This window comes from Ralstonia soli (assembly GCF_023955655.1).
Classification (GTDB): domain Bacteria; phylum Pseudomonadota; class Gammaproteobacteria; order Burkholderiales; family Burkholderiaceae; genus Ralstonia; species Ralstonia soli.
In genome coordinates, this window is sequence record NZ_JAMXHT010000003.1 from 619,626 (window position 1) to 642,588 (window position 22,963).

General features: G+C 62.0%; 20 protein-coding genes. 12 read left to right on the top strand and 8 right to left on the bottom strand.

The features are described from left to right. Window positions 1–10: 10 nt before the first annotated feature. Together dapA and NG900_RS09965 are read right to left on the bottom strand one after the other, a co-directional pair. Window positions 11–919, bottom strand: coding sequence for a 4-hydroxy-tetrahydrodipicolinate synthase (gene dapA, locus NG900_RS09960; protein WP_252679739.1), 909 nt, complete (start codon window positions 917–919; stop codon window positions 11–13). Between the two features lie 147 nt (window positions 920–1,066). Beyond that, window positions 1,067–1,261, bottom strand: a complete 195-nt coding sequence (locus NG900_RS09965; protein WP_252679740.1) for a hypothetical protein — start codon at window positions 1,259–1,261, stop codon at window positions 1,067–1,069. Between the two features lie 55 nt (window positions 1,262–1,316). Between NG900_RS09965 and NG900_RS09970 the strand changes: the two genes are divergently transcribed. From NG900_RS09970 to NG900_RS09980, 3 genes are read left to right on the top strand one after another with little or no spacing between them, the layout of a single operon-like run. Continuing rightward, window positions 1,317–1,952, top strand: coding sequence for a LemA family protein (locus tag NG900_RS09970; RefSeq protein ID WP_252679742.1), 636 nt, complete (start codon window positions 1,317–1,319; stop codon window positions 1,950–1,952). 13 nt (window positions 1,953–1,965) lie between these two features. Further along, a complete protein-coding gene (locus tag NG900_RS09975; protein ID WP_252679744.1) occupies window positions 1,966–2,838 on the top strand; it encodes a TPM domain-containing protein in 873 nt (290 codons plus the stop codon). 13 nt (window positions 2,839–2,851) lie between these two features. Further along, window positions 2,852–3,376 (top strand): TPM domain-containing protein, encoded by a 525-nt coding sequence (locus NG900_RS09980; protein WP_252679746.1) that lies wholly within the window; start codon window positions 2,852–2,854, stop codon window positions 3,374–3,376. A gap of 12 nt (window positions 3,377–3,388) precedes the next feature. Here NG900_RS09980 and NG900_RS09985 read toward each other — a convergent pair whose 3' ends face one another. Further along, window positions 3,389–5,575, bottom strand: a complete 2,187-nt coding sequence (locus NG900_RS09985; RefSeq protein WP_252679748.1) for a spermine/spermidine synthase domain-containing protein — start codon at window positions 5,573–5,575, stop codon at window positions 3,389–3,391. A gap of 166 nt (window positions 5,576–5,741) precedes the next feature. Then, window positions 5,742–6,704 (bottom strand): phosphatase PAP2 family protein, encoded by a 963-nt coding sequence (locus NG900_RS09990; protein WP_252679750.1) that lies wholly within the window; start codon window positions 6,702–6,704, stop codon window positions 5,742–5,744. A 1,293-nt stretch (window positions 6,705–7,997) separates the two neighbouring features. Here NG900_RS09990 and NG900_RS09995 point away from each other — a divergent pair. Both NG900_RS09995 and NG900_RS10000 read left to right on the top strand, forming a co-directional pair. Then, a complete protein-coding gene (locus tag NG900_RS09995) occupies window positions 7,998–9,377 on the top strand; it encodes a sigma-54 dependent transcriptional regulator (protein WP_252679753.1) in 1,380 nt (459 codons plus the stop codon). Window positions 9,378–9,486: 109 nt separating this feature from the next. Then, complete coding sequence (locus NG900_RS10000; protein WP_252679755.1) at window positions 9,487–10,890, top strand: glycosyltransferase family 87 protein; 1,404 nt, start codon at window positions 9,487–9,489, stop codon at window positions 10,888–10,890. A gap of 114 nt (window positions 10,891–11,004) precedes the next feature. Here the strand turns inward: NG900_RS10000 and NG900_RS10005 are convergent, their stop codons facing one another. From NG900_RS10005 to NG900_RS10020, 4 genes are read right to left on the bottom strand one after another with little or no spacing between them, the layout of a single operon-like run. Further along, window positions 11,005–12,261 carry a glycosyltransferase family 87 protein gene (locus NG900_RS10005; protein ID WP_252679757.1) on the bottom strand — a complete coding sequence of 419 codons (1,257 nt, stop codon included), beginning with the start codon at window positions 12,259–12,261 and terminating at the stop codon, window positions 11,005–11,007. Between the two features lie 19 nt (window positions 12,262–12,280). Further along, window positions 12,281–13,294, bottom strand: coding sequence for a glycosyltransferase family 2 protein (locus tag NG900_RS10010; protein ID WP_252679759.1), 1,014 nt, complete (start codon window positions 13,292–13,294; stop codon window positions 12,281–12,283). 40 nt (window positions 13,295–13,334) lie between these two features. Next, complete coding sequence (locus tag NG900_RS10015; protein WP_252679761.1) at window positions 13,335–14,561, bottom strand: glycosyltransferase family 87 protein; 1,227 nt, start codon at window positions 14,559–14,561, stop codon at window positions 13,335–13,337. Window positions 14,562–14,568: 7 nt separating this feature from the next. Beyond that, window positions 14,569–15,822 (bottom strand): glycosyltransferase family 87 protein, encoded by a 1,254-nt coding sequence (locus tag NG900_RS10020; protein WP_252679763.1) that lies wholly within the window; start codon window positions 15,820–15,822, stop codon window positions 14,569–14,571. Between the two features lie 1,041 nt (window positions 15,823–16,863). Between NG900_RS10020 and NG900_RS10025 the strand changes: the two genes are divergently transcribed. The 7 genes from NG900_RS10025 (at window position 16,864) to NG900_RS10055 (ending at window position 22,943) form a co-directional block, all read left to right on the top strand. Then, on the top strand, window positions 16,864–17,037 hold the full coding sequence (locus tag NG900_RS10025; RefSeq protein WP_252679765.1) for a Flp family type IVb pilin: 174 nt from the start codon (window positions 16,864–16,866) through the stop codon (window positions 17,035–17,037). A 121-nt stretch (window positions 17,038–17,158) separates the two neighbouring features. After that, window positions 17,159–17,332, top strand: a complete 174-nt coding sequence (locus NG900_RS10030) for a Flp family type IVb pilin (protein WP_252679767.1) — start codon at window positions 17,159–17,161, stop codon at window positions 17,330–17,332. A 230-nt stretch (window positions 17,333–17,562) separates the two neighbouring features. Further along, complete coding sequence (locus NG900_RS10035; protein ID WP_252679769.1) at window positions 17,563–17,736, top strand: Flp family type IVb pilin; 174 nt, start codon at window positions 17,563–17,565, stop codon at window positions 17,734–17,736. 209 nt (window positions 17,737–17,945) lie between these two features. After that, window positions 17,946–18,491 carry an A24 family peptidase gene (locus tag NG900_RS10040; RefSeq protein ID WP_252679772.1) on the top strand — a complete coding sequence of 182 codons (546 nt, stop codon included), beginning with the start codon at window positions 17,946–17,948 and terminating at the stop codon, window positions 18,489–18,491. Window positions 18,492–18,545: 54 nt separating this feature from the next. Next, window positions 18,546–19,931 carry a P-loop NTPase family protein gene (locus tag NG900_RS10045; protein WP_252679848.1) on the top strand — a complete coding sequence of 462 codons (1,386 nt, stop codon included), beginning with the start codon at window positions 18,546–18,548 and terminating at the stop codon, window positions 19,929–19,931. Between the two features lie 76 nt (window positions 19,932–20,007). Beyond that, on the top strand, window positions 20,008–20,856 hold the full coding sequence (gene cpaB / locus NG900_RS10050; RefSeq protein ID WP_252679774.1) for a Flp pilus assembly protein CpaB: 849 nt from the start codon (window positions 20,008–20,010) through the stop codon (window positions 20,854–20,856). Between the two features lie 113 nt (window positions 20,857–20,969). Continuing rightward, window positions 20,970–22,943, top strand: a complete 1,974-nt coding sequence (locus NG900_RS10055; protein ID WP_252679775.1) for a type II and III secretion system protein family protein — start codon at window positions 20,970–20,972, stop codon at window positions 22,941–22,943. Window positions 22,944–22,963 lie beyond the last annotated feature (20 nt).

Consider the following 22,963-nt stretch of genomic DNA (forward strand, 5'->3'; position numbering starts at 1 on the left):
AGGTAACCACTCAAAGTCGCCCAACCGCATCGATCAGCCCGTCGGCGATCGACGCCTCCGCAGCCAGCATCGGCGCGCGCAGCACGTTCTTCACAAGCCCTTGCGCCGCAAGCCACGCCTTGAGCGGCCCCGGATTGGTCTGCGCGAACAACAACCGAATCACCGGCGCCAGCGCGTGATGCAGCCGGCGGGCATCGTTCAAACGCTGCTCCTGCACCGCGCGCACCATCTCGACAAACAGTTCCGTCCGCACGTGGGCTGCAGCAATGATCGCCCCCACGCCGCCCGCGCACAGCGTGCCGAACACCTGCGCATCCTCCCCCGCCAACACCTGCAGCCGCCCGTCAGCGATCACGCGCTGGGTCTTGTCGGCGTCGCCGCCGCAATCCTTGATGCCGTGGATGTTGGGGTGCGCAGCCAGCGCGAGCAGTGTTTCAGTGTCGATGGTCGCGCCGGTTCGATAGGGAATGTCGTAGAGCAACACCGGCACGGGCGATGCGTCGGCCAGCGCCGTGAAGTAGTCGATGAGCCCCGCCTGCGACGGGCGGATGTAGGAAGGCGGTGGCACCAGAAACGCGGCCGGCCGATGCTCTGCGAGCCGCAGCATGCGTTCGCGCACGGGGGCGAGCGCGCTGCCCGACAAGCCCATCACCACCGGCAGCCCATCGGCGGCAGCGCGTACCGTATCGAGCACGTCGGCCTGTTCCTGCTCGGTGAGCGCCGCGGCTTCGCCGGTGCTGCCGCACGCGACAAAGCCGGCCACGCCCTGCGCGCGGTACCGCCCCACTAATGTATAGAGCGCACCGTAGTCGACCGAACGTGCTGCATCATCGGCAAACGGCGTCACGATGGGCACCCAGATGCCCGCATACGACGGGCGCGTGCGGGTAGACAGCGGGGTGGACGGGTTTTCAAGCATGGCAACTCCTGGACGAATCAACGACCGATCAAGAACCGTCAGGAGTGCACCGGGAATGCGGGCCCGCGAGATGCGGGTAAGAGGTCAACCGTGTCTGAGGCTGGCTGTCCGCTGTTCCGTCGCCCATCTGACGGAACAGCGCTCCGGTCAGACGAGCGGCTGTTTGGAGGCTTTTTTGGCGCGCACGCACGTCGACGCGACCGGCAGGCTGGAGGCCGGTGCGAAGCCAATCGACGGGACAGAGGAAATCGCGCGCATGGAAATTGTCAAAAAAGTCCCCATACCGTACTGATGTGTGACTGGAGCGTCAAGCGCATAAGCTAAAGTGCGCTGGAACACCATGAGACGCTGTCGGTCTCATGCCACATTGTTTTCAGATTCAGACCAAGAGGACTTCATGACCCCTGCCCTGACCCTCCGCTCGACGCGCTTTTCGGTGCTGCGCTGGCTGGCCCGATCGTTCGCCATGCTGGCCGTGCTGGCCACGCCATTCCTGTCCGCGTGCGGCTACAACGACTTCCAATCGAAGGACGAAGCCACCAAGGCCGCGTGGGCCGAGGTCGTTAATCAGTACCAGCGCCGCGCCGACCTGATCCCGAACCTGGTCAACACGGTCAAGGGTTACGCCTCGCATGAGAAGGACACGCTGGAAGCCGTGACGCGCGCCCGCGCCGCGGCCACCAGCATCGAGGTCACGCCGGAAACGTTGAACGACCCCGAGGCGTTCAAGAAATTCCAGCAGGCCCAGGGCGAGCTCTCCAGCGCGCTGTCGCGCCTGATGGCGGTGTCGGAGAACTACCCGCAGCTCAAGGCCGATCAGTCGTTCCGTGATCTGCAATCGCAACTGGAAGGCACCGAGAACCGCATCACCGTGGCGCGCCAGCGTTATATCAAGTCTGTGCAGGACTACAACGTGCTGGCCCGCAGCTTCCCGACCAACCTGACGGCCAAGGTGATGGGCTACCAGGTCAAGCCGAACTTCACGGTCGAGAACGAGAAGGGCATTTCCACCGCCCCAGCGGTGAAGTTCTAACAGGCTGACCATCATGTCGATGCGCGCGCGTGCCTTCTTCGCCTTCCTGCTGACTGCCGCCCTGTGGCTGACGGCGGCGTTGCCTGCCCGTGCGCAGAGTGACATGGTGGCCGTGCCCCCGCTGGCCGCGCGCGTGACCGACCTGACCGGCACGTTGAGCGCCGAGCAGCGCGGCGCGCTCGAGCGGGTACTGGCCGACTACGAACAGCAGCACGGCAGCCAGATCTTCGTGCTGATGGTACCGACCACCGCGCCGGAGCCCATCGAGGCGTACGGCATCCGCGTGGCCGACGCGTGGAAGGCCGGCCGCAAGAACGTGGACGACGGCGCCATCATCCTCATCGCCAAGGACAACCCGGCATCGCTGCGCAAGATGCGCATCGAGGTCGGGCGCGGGCTGGAAGGCTCGCTGACCGACCTGCAATCCAAGCGCATCCTGCAGGACGTGATGGCGCCGCACTTCCGCCAGGGCGATTTCTATGGCGGGCTGTCGGCGGGCATCTCGGCCATCCAGACCGTCATTGCGCAGGAGAGCCTGCCGCCGGCCGAGCGCGCCAAGCACCAGCAGGCCAACGGCGGCATCGGCGACTGGCTGCCGGTGCTGTTTCCGCTGGCGATCATCGTGTTCTTCGTGCTGAGCGCGGCCATGCGCTCGGGCGGGCGTGTGACGGGCAGCCTGCCTGGTCGGCCCGGCTCACGCGTGGTGATGGGCAACCGCGGCTGGGGCCCAGGCACCATCGGCGGGCTTGGTGGCGGATTGGGCGGTGGCCTCGGCGGTGGCTGGGGACGCGGTGGCGGTGATTTTGGCGGTGACGGAGGTGGCGGCGGCTTCAGCGGCGGTGGGGGTGGTGACTTCGGCGGCGGCGGCGCTTCCGGCAACTGGTAACCAGCGAACGATCATGGCTTCCAAACCCCGACACCATCGCGGCGCACGCCGCGCCCTCGCCCACCTGCTGACCACGCCGTTGCGTGCGCGGCGCGCCTTCCCGGCTGCGGATCTGCACAAGCTTGAAGCCGCGGTGCGCGACGGCGAACAACGCCATCGCGGCGAAGTGCGCGTCGTCATCGAAAGCGCACTGCCGGTGCGCGACGCCTGGGCCGGCGTCACGCCGCGCCAGCGCGCACGCACCCTGTTCGGCCTGCTGGAGGTGTGGAACACGCGCGAGCACGTGGGCGTGCTGCTCTACATCAACCTGGCCGACCACGCGGTCGAGATTCTGGCCGACCACGGCATCGCCGCGAAGGTCGATGCGCAGGCGTGGCGTGCCATCTGCGAGACCATCACGCGTGGCTTTGCACAACGCGTGACCATTGCGCCGGTGCTCGATGCCCTGGCGCAGATCAATGACCTGCTTGCCGCGCATGTGCCGTCTGACGGCACGCCGCGGGCGAATGAGTTGAGTGATCGGCCGGTGGTGCTGTAGCGCAATTGCGCATCAATCGAGATGCAACACGTGCCGCCATTCGGTACCCATGTTGTCGTCGGTGACGGGCACCAGCCCAGCGGTCCTGGCCAGGACGCGTGAGCAATCTTCCATGGCGTCTTCGCGGCTATCGCCACCTCCACGTTGCGCCGCCTCCCCTAGACGCTGCAAGCCACCGGCGATGATGCGCCCCTGGCCCAGGCTGGCATCGAGCATCGGGCGACCGTCAATACGATAAGCGTCCAATGTCTGGCGCCAATGCTCGAAGTCCCAAGCAAGCGGCGCACCCGAGACCACCATATGGTTGCTGAAACGCGCGCCATAAGGGAAAACGAGACAGGCCGTACGCTGCACTCGCTCGGAATCGGTGGTGTTGTAGTACAGGATGCCCGCCGGGTTTAAGTGACCTTCGGCCAGGCGGAGAAATTCGACAGACAGCAGATTGGTCGCGTTCGCCCGGTAGTGCCAAGTCGTGTTCGACACGATGGCATCGAACTGGCGCTCGGGATGCATGCGCAGCCAGCGCCGCCCGTCGTCCGTCACGATGGACACTTTCGGGTTGTCCAGCAACGACGCGACCTGTGGATGGTTTGCCACCAGTGCCACATAGCCCGGGTTGATCTCCACGATGGTCAGCGAGCGCACGTCCGGATTGTTGGCGATCACCTGGGCCCACGAGCCCGAGGCAAGGCCGATCATCAGTACGTCGCGAGGATGCGGATGGAAGAGGCTCAGGGCATACGGCCGCAGGATACCGTTGGTATCGTGCCGCAGATCAACGTTAAAGCGACCGTCGTACATGCCGCCGCCGTAAACCGCACCCTCCTGGTCCACCGTGATGATGCCGCTGCGGTTCTCGATCACTTGAGCAAATGGGCCCTTGGCGTCAGGTTCTCCCTTCCACAGCAGGCTTTCCAGCACGCCGCTGCTGAGCGCTGGCATCACTGCCACCGCCAGCACGCCCAAGGCGCCGGCTCCCGCCATATACCGCTGCCTGAGTTGCAGCGACAAGGGCAGCCAGGCATACAGCAATGCGGCACAGGCCGCTCCCGCCACCACCAGCCCCGCCGCAATGCCGACCAGGCTGAGGTGGTCCATCAGGACGAAACCCGTCAGAATGCTACCCGTGGCCGAACCGACAATATTGGCCAGATAAAGAAGCGCCGTGCGCATGCCGGCGTGGCCGTCTGCACTGACACCCCAGTGTGCCAGGCAAGGCAGCAGCGCACCCAGATTGCGTGCCAGCAGAAATACCATCAGCAAGGCCGCACCGAGCATGGCCGTGCCGAACACAACGAAATGCGTCAGCAATGGCAGAAAGAGCAGGCCCACCAGATTGGCTTTGAGCAGGCTGGCGGCAAGTTGCCGCATGCCGAGTTCGATCGGATTGGCGCACCATTCCCCCGCCTGACGTGAACCAGAGGCGATACCGACAAGAAAGGCGCCCAGCGTGGCGGCAAACGCTGACGCGCCGCTTCCCGTCGCATAGGAGATCGTGCGGAAGAAGAAGATTTCATACGACAGCGAGATCGCCCCGCCGACGCATGCGAGCACGAGAATCGGCGCAAAGTGCAACGCTGGCGCCGCTGTGCTCACGGTGGACAGCCGCGTCTCCAATGCACTCGCCTCCAGACGGCCGCGCCAATGCATGAACAACGCCCCGACAGCGACCGCTACATTCATGGCGACTGCCATATGCACCGCTGCCTGCATGCCCAAAAATGGGAACAGCAGCACCGCACAAGCAAGGCACGCTACGCCAGCACCGAGGGTATTGACGTAATACAGCAGTCCAACGGCGTTGCCGACATTGCCCGAGCGCCGGGCCAGATGGCCAACCAATATTGGGAGCGTGGCGCCCATCAACAATGTCGGCACCAGCACGAGTGCCAGCGTCACGGCCGCCGTCAGGCCCAGTGGCAATCCGAGCGCTAGCGTGCCGACCCGATCAAAGATGTCAATCGACACGAAACCGAATGCTCCGGTCAGCAGTTCGATCGCCGCCAGCAACGGAAGCAGGGGCAGCCTGCGGCGCTTGGACAGCAAGCCGCCCGCCAGGCTACCGAGCCCCAGCCCCAACATAAACGCAGTCACTACAATCGTCACCGATTCGATATTGACGCCGAAGATTCGGAACAGGGCACGCTGCCAGACCAGCTGATAGATCAGCGCAGGAAATCCTGAGAAGAAGAACAGCACGCAGAGAATGCGCCTGACGCGCAAAGCGGCTGCCTCGGCACCTTGAGCACCTGCATCCAAGTTAGGGCTTGCCGTGTGCGCAACCGTTGCCGCCAAGTGTCTTGGTTCCATGAACCATCCCTCCCTCTAGCACGTTGTTATTGTTGGCCGCCGCCACCTTCAAATTTCAGCGGAACAGGGTCTGCACGGAAAGCTTGGGCGCCGCCGGCACACGCTTGCGGAGGACGGTCAATCGCAGTGCGCCGATTGTTACCGCCCACAACGCCACACCTGCGATCACGTCGACAAGATAGTGACCACCCTCGGTTGGCGTTGCGAGGATCATGAGCGCATTGAGCAGGCCGGAGAGCACTAGGCCCGTGCGCGTCCAGCGCATGGCTTGCACGAAGAACAGCGCCATGGCCGTGTGATAGGAAGGCAATGACACAAGGCCTTGCATCTGGGCGAGATCGATTACCCGCATCGTTCCGTCGCGCAACGCGCCGAAATGCGACACCATCGCCAGGTCGGAAGGGCTTGCTATGCCGTAGAACACAAACGCGCCCGCGGCGGGCCAGGGGGTTGAGATCACCAGCAGCAATGCGCACGAGAGCATCAGGTTGGCGACGAACTCCCGCAGATGGTCGCTCCGCCCCAACAATCCTGCCAGCATGGGAATGAGCCCTAACTGCAGCAGGGCGCTGTAGTAAGTCAGTTGCAAAACGAGATGCAGAGTCGGCCGCGTATGCACCCAAATGTAGAGGTGCGGCCAGTCAAAGCCGAGTTGCGCATCGATTGCGGCCAGCTGGGTATCCACTATCGGCGGGGCGATCGACACTAGCAAATACGACAGCACGCTCATGGCGCAGGTGAAGGTCACAATCAATGCACCGCTTTGCGCGACCAGAGCAAAACGGCGGTAGTGCATGCCACGCGGAGTCGCCGTAATTGTGGGCAGGCCTGCGATAAGTGCCAACGCGATTGAAATGCCGGCCAGCAGCAGCACGCTCGCTAACTTTGGCGCCAGACTTGTCCCCGTGATCGAGCGTCCCGACGCCGCCAGCCACACACCATCCAGCACAACCACGACCAGAACGCCCGACCATCGAATGAGGTCGCCTTGCGTAAACACCCGAGTGGTCGTTTTCATATTGAAGCTCCCCCGGAACTACGCGACTGAGCACTGACCCATGCCCTTCATCGCCACGCTTTTAGAGCCACAATAGGTGGCCGTACCCACCCCCACGCCAGGAATCGTCCGTCTTCGTGAGGCGTTCATCCGTACGTATGAGCGGATGACACGCATATCGTCGCGCAAGCACCCATACCGGTGCTTAACGGTGTTCACGCGGCACGCCCGGCCGCTGTCCAGTTGGTCGCCTGGCGGTCGGCAGCCAACGCTTTGAGCCTGGTCTCGCAACGGACCACACGTGTTTCAGTTCTGATACGAATTCGCGCATGCGAGGACTCGCACTGGCAATACGCCGAGGCAACAAGGCACCTCATCTTTTAGGATGACGCGACGGGCGCCCGGCCTCAGGAATCCGCGTGATTCTCTCCAGCGCATTCCCCCACATCGCCGACACGCCGCTAGTCCATTTCCGCGACGCGCGTGTGCGCAGTGAGATACGAGAGCCCTTGCGGTGATGGCTCGGCAGGCAACATGCGCAGGGCATGTTTCACGGATGCAACCACTTTGGGGGCCTGTGGTTGTCCCTCGGGTTCTGCACCGCATCAGGCATGCCAAATCACTTTTTGCGGCCGTTTGCGAGAGCGATCGCGCACAAAGCTCCTCCGTGCTTAGCGATTTCCACTAGGCGCAGGCGGTATTCGGCACGTATCCATTTCGAAACATCTACATGGAGGTTGCCGCCGCAAATGCCTGCGTCCGTGCTGAAACCGTTGTGGCTCAAGGGCTTAGTCGCCGTGGCATGGTCGTCGCTCTACTGTCCGCGCCGGCAAGGCGGATTCATGGCCGGCAAGCTCGGCGGGCGAAGCAGCGCGGCATGCCGTATCGCAACCGAGCCCACAGGAAGAATGCATGACGGAGTGCTGCTCAACGGCACTCCGAGGGGAAGTTCAGAAGACAACGGCGCGCCGGTCACGATAGATGGCCAAGCACCAAGAGTGCGCCTGATACGGTCCCAATTCCGGCATCAGGCAATACGCGGGGAGTCCACTCCCTGGCGTCCAAGTAGAAGTCAAACTGTCCGGGGGTAGCGTCGGTGCAAGCCGGCGCCAAAACCAGTCTCGATACAACGAGACAGCCAGGCTGGCAGGCCTGTACGATTCACCCGCTGCCGCATGGCACCAAGAAGTTCCTCCCCCTGACTGCGCTTGCGGACGGGCGACGTTTCGCCTGTGTCCGACGGTTGGTTCGGCAGTCCATTGGTGGCCGCAACGGCAAGCGCGGCCCCATAGAACAAAGCGTTTGGGGGAAAACATGAACGCGTACATCAACCGCCCGTTGCTCTATGTCTCGCAACGTCACGATGCAACGCTTTGCCGCGCTCTGGCCCAACAGGGCTGGCGGCTGATCTTCGCCAGCAACCGCCGCGATCTCGAGGCGCTGAACCTGGAAGACGAACCCGTCCTGGGTGGTCTGCTCGACCTGGACAGCGGCTTCTCCGACGCCGAACTGGAAGACCTGGAACCCTGGCTTGCCCTGCACAACATCGGCTGGATCGGCGTGGTCTGCCACGGCGACATGCTCTCCGACGTAATGCGCAAGCTGCTCAGCCTCTACTTTGTCGATTACTACAACACCCCGTGCGACAACGCCGAACTGGCGCGCGCGCTCGGTCACGCTGTCGGCATGGCGAACCTGCGCCCGGCTGCATCGCTGGCACGCGGCGCGATTCGCCCTGACGGCATGATCGGCAACTGCCCGGCCATGCAGACGCTGTTTCGCGGCATTGAGAAGGTCTCCAAATGGGATACGCCCGTCTTGATCTCCGGCGAATCCGGCACGGGCAAGGAACTCGCGGCACGCGCGGTCCACAACGCCTCGCGCCGCGCCGACCACCCGTTCATTGCCGTGAACTGCGCCGCCATCCCGCCCACCCTGCTGATGTCGGAACTGTTCGGCTACGAGCGCGGTGCATTCACCGGCGCCGTCAAACGCAAGCTCGGTCGCATCGAGATGGCGCATGGCGGCACACTCTTCCTGGACGAAATCGGCGACATGCCGCTCGAAAGCCAGACCAGCCTGCTGCGCTTTCTGGAAACCGGCTGCATCGAGCGGCTGGGCGGCACCGAATCGGTTGCCGTGGATGTGCGCGTTATCTCGGCCACGCACGTTGACCTGGAAGCCGCCATCGCCGCCGACCGGTTTCGCGGCGATCTCTATCACCGCCTGTGCGTGCTGCGCGTGAGGCAACCTGCCCTGCGTGAGCGCGACACCGACATCCTGCTGCTGGCCGAACACATCCTCAACAACATCCGCAGCCATTCGCCAGAGCACATCAAAGGCTTCTCGCCGACGGCTCTGCGCGCGCTGGGTGCACACACCTGGCCGGGCAACGTGCGCGAGTTGATCAACCGCATCCGGCACGCTGCCGCGATGTGCGAAGACGGCATCATCAAGCCCGCTGACCTCGACCTGCAGCCGCCTGCAGAGCCCACGCGCCCGCCGACCCTCGCCGAAGCGCGGGAAGCAGCCGAGCGCAGCGCCGTTAAGGAAGCCTTGCAGCGCAACCATGAGCGGCTGATCGACGTGGCGGATGAGCTTGGCATCTCGCGCGTCACGCTGTTCCGGATGATGCGTGAGCACAAGTTGCAGATTCGGAAGGGAGAGCTTGGGATGGTTTGCGTGCAAGGATAGCGCGAGCGATAAGAATCTCCCCGGGATGACGTGCGAAGCGAGCAGTACTGCCACGCATTGGGCCGCTCTCAGGTATCCAGCACGTCTGTCCACTTGCCTTCAGAGGCCGATGAACATGACGACGCCGCATTCCGCCCCCTCCGCCAAGGGATGGCTAACGCCGCAATGGATGAATGTATATGCAGGCGCCCTTCTTATTTGCGAAGTTTTTCTCCTCGTCGTCTGGTGCTATGAGCACTATGTCTTGGAGAATCCCGCCATTCCAGCGCACGGCTGGGATTTTGCGGCCTACTGGAGCGCATCGCGCATCGCACTTGAGCACGGCCCAGCCTCGGCTTATGACTGGAATCTGCTCAGGCTGACCGAGGCCAAACTTCTCCCGCCGGGGATCTTCGGTCCTTTCGCCTATCCGCCAACGTTCCTCCTGTTGATCTGGCCAATTGGCAAGCTCTCGTTAGGCATAGCGCTTTCTGCGTTCTCCGTGTGCGGCACAGCGCTATATCTGTCGGCACTCCGGCAAATACTCTCGCCGTTCAAGATGCTCTGGGTCATCCCAGCACTGGCGTTCCCAGGGCTATGGGTCGCAATTTTTGCGGGGCAGAACTCGCTCATCACGCTTGCCGCAGCGGGGGCTGCACTTGTTCTGCTTAGACGCAACGCACTTGTCGCAGGCGCCTGCATTGCAATGCTTTGCATCAAACCGCAACTTGGCGTTCTCTTCCCGCTATTTCTCCTATGCACTCGACAATGGGCCGCAATAGCCAGCGCAGCCCTGTTTTCCCTTCTCTACTTCGGCCTCACATGGTTCGCCTTTGGCGCGAATACCTTCGTCGCATGCCTTCAAAGCATTGGCATGTTTCGAGAGTCCATTGTGGAAAACGGCATTGCGATCATGCGAGGGGCTCCGACGATCTTTGCAATGCTGCGTGTGTCCGGCTATACGCTTCCTACGGCCTATCTAGCGCACGCAACCGTATCGTTAGTTGTCATCGCAACCTGTGCGTGGCTTTGGCGTACGCGAACTCGCTTTGAACTGCAGGCCGCGGCATTCGTTGTTGCCACGCTGCTACTGCAGCCTTATCTCATTTATTACGATCTCGTTTGGCTGGCACTGCCCATCGCCTTCCTGACGCGAGACTACGCGTGTCACGGTTGCAGTGGCTTCGAAAAAGCAGTGCTTGTCCTCAGTTGGTTGATTCCAGTCCAAGGAATGCTGGCGGTACCCTTCTACGCCATGCATCAATGGGCGCCAGTGGTACTCATCATGATATTGGCAGTGGTTGCACGGCGAGCACTTGGATCCTTGCGCAGCATGCAGCGGCCCGCTCTGGCTGAGCAGACAAAGCCAATTGCCATTGGTTCATCCCCATCGCAATGTCCTCCCTTGCGCTCGGACCAGCGTTATCGTGCACCGGGCACTTGTGCGATGACGACACTAGGCTCGTCTCGCCACTATGACCGCGGCACTGCATCCGGGAAACGCATTGAGAATTTCCCCACTCAACCGAATTGACTACGGCGGGAGCCACGCCGCGCGCCGAGCGCCGCGCAGGGCAAACTAACGTGCGCTACAGGATCATGGCGCTGCCGTCGAGACTCGGGTGTTGCAGAAGGAGTCAAAGCATCTCTATAACCAGGCGCGGGAGAAGGCCGCCTGCCCCTCACTGGTCATGAAATGGCGGCGCACCACCATTGCAAGCAATGCCAGGAGCACGACTGGAACGATCTGCAGATAGTGCCCGATATACCCTGCAAGAACACCCTGCACCGGCGCGCACCATGCGGCGACAAGAACAACCCATTCAGCGCGACTGAATGCGAGTACCTTCCCATCACGCATCAGAAACACCATCGGCAAAATCAACCAAGCCAAGTCATAGAACATGATGTATGGCTGCACCATCAGAGTTGCCACGACAAACGCGGTAGCGCGCAGTTCGAATCTCGCCCGCTTGGCCCACAACCAGGCCATGATCACCACAGCGGGTGCCGCAACAAAGCCATGCACGAGATAGGCCAGCTTGACTGGCATGCCAACGCTGCGACTAAAGGCAAATACGGTGGGCATGCCAATCCACATTGAATCACCGCCATGCTCCACAGCCATTCGGTTGAACTGCGGCAAATAGGAAGCGAAAGCTTCCCAGGCATCGAACCCGAGGAGTTGCACGGTGGCGCCAACAAAGACAAGCGTCAAAGAAGCAGAAACGGCAAGCTCTTTCCAATACCTGCCGCACAGCAGCGCCAAGGGGAAGAGAACACCGAACTGCGGCTTGACTGCAAGCATCGCAATACACACCCCGGCGAGCATGGAGTCCGCTTCAAGCAGCAGCAGGGCTGCACCAGCAGCCCCAACCGTGAAGAGTGAGTTCTGCCCGAGGCCGAGTGCCACGAAGACGCCTGGAAATGCGATCAGAAAAGGCCGCAATGCGCTGTCGATCCGACGAGCGATACGTGCCACCACAAGCCCGTAGACGCAAGTACCCAATGTGGAGTACAGAGCCAACGCCTTGCCGAAGGGCATGAATCCAAACGGCAAAACCGCGAGGAGAAATGTCGGTGGATAAGGCCATGGCGCGTAATTAACCTCGTGCCATAGCGCCACCTCGATTGGCTGCAGCAACTGCATGGAAAAAACAGACGCCGCTCCATGCTCTAGCGCTACACGTGAGGCGGACCAGAATACGGCGAAGTCAAAACCGACCATCGGAGCGGTCCAATCCTCCAATACGTAGAATCGAACAACCCAGACAGACAGAGCCAGAATCTGAATAACCACGGCGACCGAGGCGTAAAGCGCCAGCCGGTTCACCGTGCCAGATCCCTGACGCAATGGCGGCATGACGCCCTCACTTCTCCGCTCGGATTCGCAGACGCCCTTCATGATCGTGACGCCACCCACACTATCCGCGGTGGCCCCTGATCAACTGGATGACCTGCCGCTCACCCGACATGCGGGTGCGCACGCGTCGTTCCTGGTACCGGCGCTTCACAAGGTAGATAGGTCGCCCCTTGGCCTCGTCGTAGATCCGGCCAATGTATTCGCCAACCACGCCCAACCCGATCAGCTGTAGCCCGCCAAAGAACAGCAGCAGAGACAGCAGGGAGGCGTAGCCTGGCACGTCTACACCGAGGATCATGGTACGCGCGATGATGTAGCTGCCATAGCAGAAGGCGAGACTGGCAATCGCCAAGCCAATATAGGTCCAGCTCCTGAGGGGCCACGTGCTGAAACTGGTGATGCCCTCCAGAGCGAAATTCCACAGGCGCCAGCCGGAGAACTTCGATTCTCCTGCGCTACGGGGCTCACGCTCGTATGGCACGATCACGGTGTTGTAGCCTACCCATGCAAAGAGCCCTTTCATGAAGCGATGCCGCTCTGGCAACTGCTTGAGCGCATTAACGACGGCGCGATCCATCAAACGGAAATCTCCGACGTTCTCCGGCAGTTTCAGATCAGATAGCGTGTTGTGCACGCGGTAGTACGCGGCAGCAGTCACCCGCTTTAGAAACGAGTCGCAGGCGCGGCTTGTCCGTTGTGCCAGCACGACCTCCGCCCCCTTTTTCCAATGCGCTACGAGCGTGGGAATCAGCTCTGGGGGATCCTGCAAATCTGCATCGATCGGGATGATGGCGTCCCCCAGTGCCTCGTCGATTCCGGCCGTCAGCGCAGCCTCCTTCCCAAAGTTGCGTGTCAAGTCGACCACCCGCACGCGTTCATCCGCGTGTGCGACGTTGACGAGCTTCTGCAGCGTGTCGTCCTTGCTGCCATCATTCACGCACACGATTTCGAACTGCACGGAATCGATCGATTCCAGAATGGGCACGACCCGTGCAAAGAAGGCGTACAGTGCATCGCCTTCGTTGTAGAACGGCACCACTACCGAAAGCAGTTGAGTTCTCTTGTAATCAGGCATGATTCTCTCCCCGTCCTTGGAACTGGAGCACACGGCCCCGCTATGTGTTGCTTGCGCGCTCGAGATAAATGCGGCGCGCGATATGCACCAGTGCCAGCAGCAATACGATTGGCATCAACTGGAAGTGGATCCACTTGATCAGAAGCATTCCGCCTAGCGGCAGCAGCCAGAGCAGGATGAGCAGTTCGCGTTCGCCGGGCAGCCACCCGTACCGCCGACCGTGCGTTGCCAGCCAGGCCATTCCGAGGCCCATGAACACCAGGTCGTAGTCGTACAGATAGGCACTCGCCAGCATGGTCGCCATCAACACTGCTGAGGTGCGCAGCGCATAGCTGCACGGCTTGAGCCAGGCATAGGCAACAACCGCAGTCGCGCCCAAAGCCACGGTTAAATGCATGGCGTAGGCCAGCGCCACACCACCGTGCAGCATCCTCACCAAAGCAAACACGGTCGGCATGCGCCCCAGGAAAACCGCACCCGCTTCCACAGCAGACCGGGCAAATTCCGCATTTCGCAGGAATGCCGTCAGTGATGCCGAGCCGAAAACCACGACAGCAAGTGTAAAGAGGCCAAGCGAAGTCACCGCCATTGCGCCCAGCGCCTTCCACGATCTCCCACACACAAACGCCACTGGAAACATCAGTGCCAATTGCGGCTTCACCGTCAATAGCCCGAGCAGGACTCCTGCAACAATGGGGCGAGACGGCAGCAGCACCAATGCCAGTCCGGCACAAGCCGCCAGCAGCAAGGAGTTCTGCCCCGTCACAACCACAAGTGCAAGGCCGGGAAATGCCACACACGGCAACCAGGCATCGCGCCATGGCACGATGCGTTTGACCACCCACAGGTATGAAGCCACGCTGATGCCAAGGAATATCGGCACAGCGAGCCAGTAAGGCAGCAGGCCAAACGGCAGCACAAACGGCAGGAAGGTTGGCGGATAAAGCCACGGCAGAATGAATTGGGTGGCGGCAATTCCGGGGACCGTCGCGAGTTCCAGCGCGTGCAGCGCGGCGACATCGTAGGCGGCGAGCGGATGGCCCTGCAAAATCATCTGTGCGGCGCTCCAGAAAACCACAAAGTCGCCGCCGGGTGGGATGACCCCCGGCACCTTCAACACGCAAGCACGCACACTCCAGATCGCGAAATACAACGCAGAGCACGCCAATGCCGTTGCTGAATACACGCGCAGACGCTCCCGATTCAGCCAGTGCGGAGTGGCAGGAGCGTGCGCACTCCCCTTCTGGGCGGCTTCGATGGCGTCCATGATGCTTTCACCCCCGACTTGCCACGCGCCGCAGGATCAGCAGCAGCATCGCAATTAAAACCAGCGGCCCGAGTTGCGGCAGCTTGAGGAATGGATTCGCGTACTCGAACAAAGGCAGAAGCCAAGCGAGCACAAGAAGGACTTTCTCGCCCTTCGACAAGCCATGCTGGACGCCATCCCCGACAACCCCCGCGATTGCAATGCCAAGCCACGTCAGCTCATAAGGCCGGAGATATGGGGTCACCAACATGGTGGCAATCACCAGTGAAGCGGCACGCAGTCCGGGCTGCGCAGTTCTCCGCCAGACATGGATCAGCGCTCCGATCCCGACCAGCGCCACGATTGCCTGCACAAGATAGGCGCCGGCAACACTCACACTAAGCAGGCGTGCGGCGGAAAACAGCGTTGACATGCCATACCAGGTAATCTGCCCAGCCCCACTGTTCTCTACATAGTTCTCCTGGACCCATCGCATACCGTCCAGAAACGCGGGCAAGGTTTCCCAACCACAAACCGCCACGCTGACACCAGTGAATACCGATGTCGTCAATGCTGCGCTAACGAATGCACTCCACGAACGCGACACGATGAGCACAAGCGGGAATAGCAGCGCGAACTGAGGTTTGATGGCTAGCAAGCCAATGAACAAACCTGCAAGCACGGGCCGCCTGTCCAGCCAGTACACCGCGAATGCAGCCGTCCCTGCCGTCAGCAGCGAGTTCTGCCCCATCAGGACCGTGATGATGGTCGCCGGCGAAGCCAGGACCGGCAACCAGAGACCGTGGCGCAAGATGGTCCCGGCTCCTGTCAGGGCGGCGACCGACCTCAGATAAACGTAGCTCGTTATCAGAAGGAACAGCACATAGCTGAACGCTAGCGGCACCAAGGAAAACGGCAGCACCATCAGCAAAAAAGTTGGCGGATAAAGCCAAGGCAGGATGAGCGTGCTTCCTCCTTGCAAGGTGCCGTGTTCGGCGACGACCGCAGAAAGCTGGTGCAAATCGTAAACCCGCATCGATCCCTGCCCTAAGGCGAGATACGACGCGCCCCAAAACACTCCGAAATCCGTTCCAGGTCGGGATACCGAGGTATCCGTAAAACCCTTCGTTACCCACCCCCAAGTAACGAGGAATACTGCAAAGAGAACCAGCATCGCGGCGCTGTACACACGCACCCGGTCAAGAGTGATCCAGTCAGGGGGGGTATTCGAACGAGCAAGCAGGTTACGCTCAACGGGCAGACGCATCGACTTCTGGTTCATGCCATCTCCTTGCCTCGTGCCTCTCCTCATCGCCGAGTGGGCCGTACTAAGAGGCGTTTCTATATGGACGTCACGATGCGCCCGACATCTCCGCCTTGCACAAGCTTTGACTCAGTCTTGGCCGTCAGCGTAGATAAGGCAAGGGAAGGCCCCGTCCTCGCATCGAGGTCGTCAGCACCCAAGTTGTCGCAAAACTCTTAACGTTTCAGCCCTGAATCGCGTCCCTTCCTCATCGTGAACCCTTGCCAAAAAGGGGTTGTAGGCGGTAGCGGAGAAGCGAACGGCCAAAGGACCGCCCCCAACGTTTCCATTCAGAAACGTCGCCTCTGCATAAACAAGCCGTGTCTGCATGTCTGTCAAACGGCGTATCGCGGGCCAACGCCAATCTCGCGAAAGATTTCCACCATCCAGTGCACTAGTACCCCTCTCTACATTCGAATGAGGTCTCCCCACGGCGAACTCATCCATATGTAGGCTCATCCGAATTAATGCACTCAGGTGCGCGTTTCCGCCGGGCAACGTTACCCCTTTAGCGCTGCTCGCGCTGGCAGGGTTGATCCCCTATGCAATCAGGTCGTTTCCCGCAAAGCCTTGTCACGCTTGAGCAAGAAGGAAGCTGGCCCGGCTTTTGCCTATGCCAGCTCAAGCGACGCCGTCACCACCGTTTGATAGGGGCTGCATCAGGCCTGAATTCGAAGTGGCAAGGCTGAGCGAAATATCCAACTCCAACGCAGGCGTTGCCGAAGGAATCGGAGCCAATGTCCACCATAGCCAAGCTCACATTGCCCGCGAGAGATAACACGCACCGCACCGTCATTCGGTGGACACCATGCGTGCCTGTGCGTGTGCAGCGGCTCGGTGCGATTGCGCACTCAGTTCGGCGAACGCACGAGCAGAGAACCCTCCTGCAATTCAGAAGCACACGGGCGCACTGCAACAGTGAAGGATGCTGGCCATTCCACGCCTGTGCGATATGCGCTCCGCCGGTCTCAATCACTTCAACTGCCACTTCCAAAACGCACTGCACAGAAGGAGATTGCCATGGACCAACTCATCACCACGATCAAGCTGTTCACGCAAGATGAAGATGGCGTGACCGCCATCGAGTACGGCCTGCTCGCGGCCTTGATCGCTGTCGCCATCATTGCAGCCGCTACGGCCGTCGGTACCCACTTGAGCGGGATGTTCAACTACATCGCGTCTCTGCTGCCTTGATCTACAAGCCTCACTGATGCTCGCACCTCGTCACCAACCGGTGCCTTCGCGCGAAACCATGTGTGGGTTGCCAAGCATCTGAAAGCCCACGCCAATACGTATTACGCCTAAGGAGATTGTCATGGACCAACTCATCACCACTATCAAGCACTTTGCTCAAGATGAAGATGGTGTGACCGCCATCGAGTATGGCCTGCTTGCTGCCTTGATCGCTCTCGCCATCATTGCAGCCGCCACGGCCGTGGGCACCCACTTGAGCGCCACGTTCAGCTACATCGCATCGCTGCTGCCTTGATGTACAGCGTCACCTGATACCCGCACCCCGTCGCCAACCGGTGTCGTCGGTGCTGGACAGCGTGTGGGTGGCCACGCATGTGGCAGCCCACACCACTCAGGAAATACCTTACAGGCTGCGATGACGAAGCGCTGTTCTTTCGCCAAACCTCTCCGTGCAAAGGGTTGGCCTTCCAGCACAAACATCCGGATCTGTAAGCCCCCCCATCGACTTAGATGAAGGAGGTCAAGATGCTCAAACTAACCCAGACCATCAAGCAACTCAGTTGCGACGAACAAGGCGTGACGGCCATCGAATACGGTTTGCTTGCTGCCTTGATTGCACTCGCCATCATCGCTGCAGCCACGGCCGTGGGCACAAGCTTGAGTGGATTGTTTAGCTACATTGCGTCGCTGCTGCCTTGAACTGCCGAGCACCGGCTGCGATGCGACGGGAGACACGCACCGCTTAGCGTTCCGATTGCATTGATGGCACTCGATTCCATCTTGCAACGGCAAGCGTTCCCACCCCGCCACCGCCGTCCGGTGACCGCAATGTCGGGCCCACCAGATGAATATTGCTTAGCAGAATTTTGATATGTCGACCTGATTCCGCCACTGCACCCGAGGACCTCATGATTCCCACTTCCATGCTCTCGCCAATGATCGGCCCCGCCGCGATGGCCGTGGCGCTCGCCGCCGCAGCCATCGATGCGCAACAGCGCCGCATCCCCAACTGGCTGACGTTCGGCGCCTGGCTGGTGGCGCTGCCGTTGCAGATGGCGATGCACGGCGTGGGCGAAGGCCTGCTGGTGTGGGGATGCGGCTGGCTGACCGGCCTGGCGATCTTCCTGCCCTTCTACCTGCTGCGAGGCATGGCTGCCGGCGATGTGAAGCTTATGGCCGCCGTGGGCGCCTGGCTCGGTGCATCCATGGCCCTTGAGATTGCGCTGGCCACGTTCGTGATCGGCGGCCTCTGGGCGCTGGCCATCACGCTGCGGCAAAAGCGCATGGCGCAGTTGGGCCGCAACCTGCAAAGCATTCTGCGGACGTCGGGCGAGGTCAGCCGCGAAGGCGGGGCATCCAAGCCGGGCGCCGACGCCTCGTGGTCGGTGGGCTCGCTGCCGTATGGCGTGGCCATTGCCGCCGGCACGATTGCTGTCTTGTTTGCGTCCGCCTGAAGCGTCAGTTCGTATCCACTCAGCCAAACGGTGATGAAGATGATTGGCGACCACATGATCGAGCGCAGTGAAACCGGGCAGGCGCCGCGCATGCTCGAACCCGTGCCCTCCTCCCGCGCGGAAGGCGCTCGGCGTGAGCCCACCGCGCCCTGGCACATCATTCCACGCACCGTTGCCGAGACCGGCCTGGATATCGCGCTGCTGCTGAGCCTGCTCATGAAAGTGGCCTACCTGCACCGCAGCGCCACGCTCGTCATGCTGATGGACACGCTCAAGCTGCCGGCCATGGTCATCAACGAAGTGGCCGCTTATGCCGTGCGCGAGCGCATGCTGGAAGTCGCCCACCGTGGTGCCAATGACCTGGACGTGCGCTTCCACCTGACCGACGCCGGCTACACACGCGCTGCCGAGTTCACCGCCCGCTGCAGCTACGTTGGAGCCGCACCGGTCACGCTGGAATCCTACGTGACGGCCATTGAACGGCATTCCATTCAACTGACGGCGGTATCCAAGGCCGACGTGACGGGCGTCTTCAGCAAATTCGTCATGCCGCCTGACCTGCTCGACGACGTCGGCGTGGCACTGAACACCAGCCGCGCGCTGATGCTCTATGGCCCGGCCGGCGGCGGCAAGACCTATCTCGCCCAGCATCTGGGCATGCTGCTGCCCGGTACGGTGCCCGTGCCCCACGCTATCACGGTTGCCGGCGAGATCATCCAGATCTACGACCCGCTCGTTCACGTGGCAGAAGACGATGATGACGGCCCCATCGCACGCCGCCCGCTGGACCGGCGCTGGTTGATGTGCCATCGGCCGGCCGTGCTCTCCGGCGGCGAGCTCACGCTTGAGATGCTGGAGCTGCGCTACGACAGTGCTACCGGTTTCTATCAGGCGCCGCCGCACATGAAGGCCAACAACGGCATCTACATCGTCGATGACCTGGGCCGCCAGCAAGTCGGCGTGAGCGAACTGCTCAACCGCTGGATCGTGCCGCTGGACCGCCGTGTCGACATGTTCTCGCTGCGCAACGGCGTGCGGTTCTCGGTGCCGTTCGATGTGTGGCCGGTCTTCTCGACCAACCTCGAGCCGGGGCACCTGGGCGACGACGCGTTCCTGCGCCGCCTTGGCAGCAAGTTGTACGTGGGCCCCTTGCCGGTGGACCTCTACCGCGAGGTCTATCTGCGCGCGGCAGACGATCTCGGCTTGCAGAACGCGACCGCTGCATTCGACTACCTGCGCGACGCCCTGCACGGTGCCAGCGGCAAGCCGCTGCTGGCGTGCATTCCGCGCGACCTCCTGCGCCTGGTGGCCTCCGCCGTTCAGTACAACGGCAGCGCGCCCGAGGTGAGCGACGAGGCGCTACGCCGGGCGTGGCAAATCTACTTCTGTACGCATGCGGATTTCGGGAAAACCGATTCCCTGCATGCGGACAAGGGTTGACGGCCAGACATGCAGGCTCGCAACTGAGCTACGCATAGCTGATCCGTTTCATTGATCTCTGAAGGGGGAATTCATCATGAAAAACGCGCGTGCAGTCGTGATGCTGATCGTCGCGCTGGTGGCGGGGATCGCGGCAGTCGTGTCCGCATCACGCTGGCTGGCCCAGCAGTCATCCAGTTCGGTCAAGCAAGTCGTGGTCGCCGCCAACGACATGGATCTCGGGCAACCGCTGGGCAACGAGCAGTTGCGCGTCGTCAGCTGGCCTGCCGGCAGCCTGCCGCCGGGCACGTTTGATGACCCCAAGGCGCTGCAGGGGCGTGTGGTTCGCGCAAGCCTGCAAAAAGGCGAGCCGATCCTGGAAAGCAAACTCGCCCCGACCGGCACCAAAGGTGGCCTGTCCGCCGTCATCGCAGAAGGCAAGCGCGCCATCACCGTGCGTGTGAACGACGTGGTTGGCGTGGCGGGCTTCGCGTTGCCGGGCAACCTGGTCGACGTGATCGTCAACACCAACGAAGACTCGAAGAGCACGAACAACAGCAGCATCTCGAAGATCGTGCTGGAAAAGATCCTGGTGCTGGCAGTCGCACAGCAAGTCAGCCGTGACGATACGCAGCCCAAGGTCGTCAATGCCGTCACGCTGGAAGTCTCGCCGGAGCAGGCAGAGAAACTGGACGTGGCGCGTAGCGTGGGGACACTTTCGCTGGTACTGCGCAATCAGGTCGACATTGCCGCCACGGCAACGGGCGGTGCCACGAAGGGCACCTTGCTCGGGACGCCGGCTGCCGAGCCCGCAGCCAAGGTGGTCATGGTCAGCGCGCCGGCCAGCACGGCAAAAGTCCATCGGCACGTAGCCGCCGGACCGGCCCGCCAGCGCGACTGCATCGGCGTACTGGCCGGCGTGCAGGGCAGCATGGAGTGCTTCTAAGGCGCTCACGCACGCAACGGTCACTCGATACGTAACGCAACCTAGAGGTCATCCGTCACAGCGCATTTCCACCGCATTTTCTTCTTGTGCAGCAGCCTCTCCGGGGGGGAGATATGAAGACGAACCAAAAAACCAATGCCGCACTGCGTAGCGCACATACCCTAGACCGCGCTCGCATGCTCGTCCTGGCGGGTGCAGCCGGGGCCCTTCTCTGCGTGCATCCGCATGCGAGCGCACAGACGGCCGTCGAGGCCGGTGCCGTGGCCAAGTCCACCACGGCGCCGATCACGGTGCAGAACCGCGCAGGCTCCACCGCACCGATGCAGATGACGATCAGCATGAACCCTGCAACGGCCACCGCGCCGGTGGCTGACGTACGCGGGCCGAACTGCGTGGGCGCCGTGCGTGGCGAAAGCAATGTGGTGGTGCCGGTCGGCAAGTCTTCCATCATTTCCCTGCCGGAGCCGGTGCGCAACCGCACGCTTGGCAACCCGGGCGTGGTGCAGGCGACCATGGTGTCGCCGCAGTCCATGTACCTGCTTGGGCGCAGCGTGGGCACTACCAACATGATCGTGCAGGGCCGCAGTGGTGCCTGCAGCATCGTCAACGTGGTGGTCAATGCGGATGCGGGTGGCGTGCAAACATCGCTTGCCCAGTTGATGCCGGGCGAATCGAAGATCCGCGTGATGACCGCTGCCGACAGCCTGGTGCTGGCGGGCAACGTGTCGAGCGCACAGGCGGCCCAGCAAGCCATGGAAATTGCACGCGCCTATGCGGTCGCCGCCCAAAGCGGGTCGGATAAGGGCGGGACTGGTGGGGGTGCAGCCGTAGGTGGAGGCGGCGGCGGAGGTATGGGCAACGTCATCAACATGATGATCGTGGATACGCCGCAGCAGGTGATGCTGGAAGTGAAGGTCGCGGAAGTGTCGAAGACGCTGCTGAACCAGCTGGGCACGGCATTCAATCTCCAAGGTGGATTCGGATCATGGAGCGGCGGCTTGCTGGCCAATCTGCTGACAGGCTCATCCACCACGTTCTTTGCAAACAAGGCGAACAACCGGCCATTCCAAGTCCAACTGGATGCGCAGAAGAACGACAGCTTGGTCAAAATCCTTGCCGAACCGAACCTCGTCACGCTCAGTGGGCAGGAAGCCAGTTTCCTGGCTGGCGGCAAGATCTACATCCCGGTAGCCCAGAGCAGCAGTTCAGGCGGTGCGCCCACCCTCACCCTGCAGGAAGAGGAGTTTGGCGTTGGCCTGAAGTTCACACCAACCGTAATGGCCAACGGCCGCATCAACCTCAAAGTTGCACCAGAAGTATCGGAGCTGTCGCCAACGGGGGCCACTGTCTCCGGCGGAAGCACCAACGGCCAGTCGATCCTGCCGCTCATCACCACGCGGCGCGCTTCGACCACCGTGCAGATGCGTGACGGCGAGAGCTTCGCCATCGGTGGGCTGCTGCAAGACAATGCCCGTGGCTCGCTTAAGGCACTGCCGGGTGCAGGCGAAGTTCCCGTACTGGGCGCGCTCTTTCGCAGCACGCAGTTCCAGCACGACATGACGGAGCTGGTGATCGTGATCACGCCACGCTTGGTGCAGCCGATGCAGGCGGCCTCGTATCCGCTGCCGACTGACAGCTTCTCGTCGCCCAACGACCTCGACCTTTACATGACGGGCAATATGGAAGGCCGAGGCGCCAAGAAGCGCGACGCCAAGCCCGCACCTGGGGCAGCACCGCAGGCACCGGCACCGAGCACGCCATCCGCACCCAGCTCACAGGCACCGGCACCCGCACCTGCCGCACCCGCACCTGTTGCTCCGGCTGCCCCCGCACCGCGCACGCAGGTCAGTTCGGTCCCGGTCACGCCGCCGACGAGCGCTGAGGCAGAAAAGCCTGCCGCCACGGCACCCGTCGCAGAAGCGGCAACGAAGCCCGTCAGCGAACCGGCGCCAGCCCCCGCAGATGACACCGCCGCGCGCGTCGCCCGCATCGAAGCCACCGCAGCAAGGCTTGCCCAGGCCAGAGCCAAGGCGTCGGGCCGACAAACAACCGTGGCCGACACGACCACCCCCCCGCAGACGCGCTAACCCGGGAACCACGTGGAGAA